Raw genomic sequence first — 2,403 nt, 5'->3', positions numbered from 1 at the left:
GCCATGCGCTTTCAAACCCCTCTCATACCGGGTCGACTGATCCGCCGCTGGATGCGTTTTCTCTGCGAGGTCGAACTTGAGACCGGCGAGGTGGTCCGCGCCCATTGTCCCAATCCCGGCGCGATGCTTGGGCTGAAGGACACCGGGATGCGTGTCTGGCTCGAGCCGAACGACGATCCCCGGAAGAAGCTCGATTATGGCTGGCGTCTCGTGGAGTTGGGCGGCGGTCATATGGCGGGCATCGACACCTCGGTTCCGAATCGTGTGGTTGCCGAGGCGCTGAGGGCGCAGGCTGTTCCCGCGCTTGCCGCCTACGGAACCGTGCGGCCCGAAGTGCCCTACGGGACCCGATCGCGGGTCGATTTCCTGCTCAGTGAACCGGGTTTGCCGGATGCCTATGTCGAGGTGAAAAACGTGCATCTGCGCCGCCATGACGACTGGGCCGAATTTCCCGATTGCGTCACCGATCGGGGCGCCAAGCACCTGCGTGAGTTGACCGAAGTCGTGGCGCAGGGTCATCGCGCGGTGATGCTCTACCTCGTGCAGCGCACCGATTGCGGTCGCTTCCGTCTTGCCGCCGATCTCGACCCGACCTATGCCCGCGCCTTCGACGCCGCCCGCGACGCCGGGGTGGAAATGATCTGCCATGGCACACGGATCGACGTCGATGGTGTAGACTTCGGAACAGCGCTCCCGGTCGATCCGGGTGCGCAGGGGGTGGAATAACGCCGCGCCCTGTCCTATTTGCAGAAAAATCGCTGCAGGGACGCAGAAAATGGACGAACGCAAAGGCACACTGACGCGCGATGGCATCCGGCTGTATGAGCCGGGTGATTTCGCTGGCATGGCGGCAGCGGGCAAACTGGCGGCAGAGATCCTCGATGCGATGGCGCCGCTCGTGCGACCGGGTCAGACCACCGGCACAATCGACGCCGAGATCACCCGCATGGTCGAAGAGGCGAACGCGACCTCGGCCACCATAGGTTATCGCGGTTACCAGCATGCAAGCTGCATTTCGGTGAACCACGTCGTCTGTCACGGTATTCCCGGCGACAAGGTTCTGAAGGATGGAGATATCGCCAATATCGACGTCACGGTGATCGTCGATGGCTGGTATGGCGACAGCAGCCGGATGTATGTCGCGGGCAAGCTCTCGCGCAAGGCCGAGCGGTTGATCCAGGTCACCCATGACGCGCTGATGAAGGGCATCGAAGTCGCCCGTCCCGGCAATACCTTTGGCGATATCGGCCACGCGATTCAGAGCTACGTCGAAAGCCAGCGCATGTCGGTGGTCCGCGATTTTTGTGGCCACGGGCTTGGCCGGGTTTTCCACGCGCCACCTAACGTACTGCACTACGGCAAGCCGGGCACCGGACCGGCGCTTCAGGAAGGCATGTTTTTCACCATCGAGCCGATGGTCAATCTTGGCCGTCCGGAAACCAAGGTGCTGGCCGACGACTGGACCGCTGTCACCCGCGACAAATCGCTGTCGGCGCAGTTCGAACATTCGATCGGGATCACCTCTGGCGACGCGGAGATATTTACGCTGTCGCCCAAGGGTCTGTTTCACCCCACCTGGACCTGAGGTTCAATCGCGCTCCTCGCGCGTCAAAAGCAGCGCGAGCAGGGTCGTTCCACCCAGCGGCGTCACCGCGTCGGTGATCAAAGCGGGCGTCGTGAGGATGCGGGCAGGCGGCAGCGACTCAGACGTCGTCCGCTGGGTCCAAGGCAATAATGCGAAGGCATCGGTATCGGTCATGCACCGATCTTAGCGCCACCTCGCGATTGCTCCAAACAGCGCTGTCGGGCGCTCAGGTGGCGCGCAGAAGCGTCAGATGGGTGTCGCCGTAGCGGCGATGGTCGTCGAGCGTGAAACCGTCGGGCGCGTCCTGTGGCGCGGCCTCCTCCCAGACGATCACGGCGTCGGGCGCGATCCATCCGCCGTCCCGCGCCGAGGCGAGCGCACGTTCCCCCAGCCCCTTGCCGTAGGGCGGATCCAGAAACACCAAATCGAAAGCTGCATCCGTGTTGCGTGGCAGGCGAGTCGCGTCGCATTTCAGATGACGGATGTCTTCGGCCAGCGTCCGAGCATTGTCCGCGATCAACCGACCAGACACCCGCCCGTCGTCTATCGCGACCAGCGCGTCGGCGCCGCGCGACAGGGCCTCGAACCCCAGCGCGCCGCTGCCTGCGAAGAGATCGAGCACCCGCGCGCCGTCCGGCAGACCGTAGCCCGCCAGCACGTTGAACAGGCTTTCGCGCACCCGGTCGGGGGTTGGCCGCAGGTGCGCGGCGGCGTCGCCCTTTCCCAAGGCCGCCAATCGCCGCCCACGATGTCGCCCCGCGATGATCCGCATGTTGTCCCCCGCTGGTCACGCCTTTGTTGCCGCCTATACTTTAGAC

The 2,403-nt window shown here is 64.1% G+C and carries 4 protein-coding genes; 2 read left to right on the top strand and 2 right to left on the bottom strand.

What is annotated here, in order from left to right:
* The first annotated feature begins 3 nt into the window (after positions 1 to 3).
* Positions 4 to 726 carry a DNA/RNA nuclease SfsA gene (gene sfsA, locus ACSHXH_RS19395; protein ID WP_435673444.1) on the top strand — a complete coding sequence of 241 codons (723 nt, stop codon included), beginning with the start codon at positions 4 to 6 and terminating at the stop codon, positions 724 to 726.
* 49 nt (positions 727 to 775) lie between these two features.
* Positions 776 to 1,585 (top strand): type I methionyl aminopeptidase, encoded by an 810-nt coding sequence (map, locus tag ACSHXH_RS19390; RefSeq protein ID WP_435673443.1) that lies wholly within the window; start codon positions 776 to 778, stop codon positions 1,583 to 1,585.
* Positions 1,586 to 1,588: 3 nt separating this feature from the next.
* Here map and ACSHXH_RS19385 read toward each other — a convergent pair whose 3' ends face one another.
* The gene (locus tag ACSHXH_RS19385; RefSeq protein WP_435673442.1) at positions 1,589 to 1,759 is read right to left on the bottom strand and encodes a hypothetical protein; all 171 of its coding nucleotides are present in this window, start codon (positions 1,757 to 1,759) and stop codon (positions 1,589 to 1,591) included.
* A 52-nt stretch (positions 1,760 to 1,811) separates the two neighbouring features.
* Positions 1,812 to 2,357, bottom strand: a complete 546-nt coding sequence (gene rsmD / locus ACSHXH_RS19380; RefSeq protein WP_435673441.1) for a 16S rRNA (guanine(966)-N(2))-methyltransferase RsmD — start codon at positions 2,355 to 2,357, stop codon at positions 1,812 to 1,814.
* Between the last annotated feature and the right edge of the window lie 46 nt (positions 2,358 to 2,403).

Source organism: Marivita sp. (assembly GCF_051251565.1).
Lineage (GTDB): Bacteria > Pseudomonadota > Alphaproteobacteria > Rhodobacterales > Rhodobacteraceae > Marivita.
Note: the sequence above shows the minus strand (reverse complement) of the source record. Positions and strands in the feature narration are given on the sequence as shown.

What these genes read in the sequence shown, in the direction of transcription:
- sfsA (WP_435673444.1), top strand. Translation starts at nt 4, where the DNA reads ATGCGCTTTCAAACCCCTCTCATACCGGGTCGACTGATCCGCCGCTGG.
- map (WP_435673443.1), top strand. Translation starts at nt 776, where the DNA reads ATGGACGAACGCAAAGGCACACTGACGCGCGATGGCATCCGGCTGTAT.
- ACSHXH_RS19385 (WP_435673442.1), bottom strand. Translation starts at nt 1,759, where the DNA reads ATGACCGATACCGATGCCTTCGCATTATTGCCTTGGACCCAGCGGACG.
- rsmD (WP_435673441.1), bottom strand. Translation starts at nt 2,357, where the DNA reads ATGCGGATCATCGCGGGGCGACATCGTGGGCGGCGATTGGCGGCCTTG.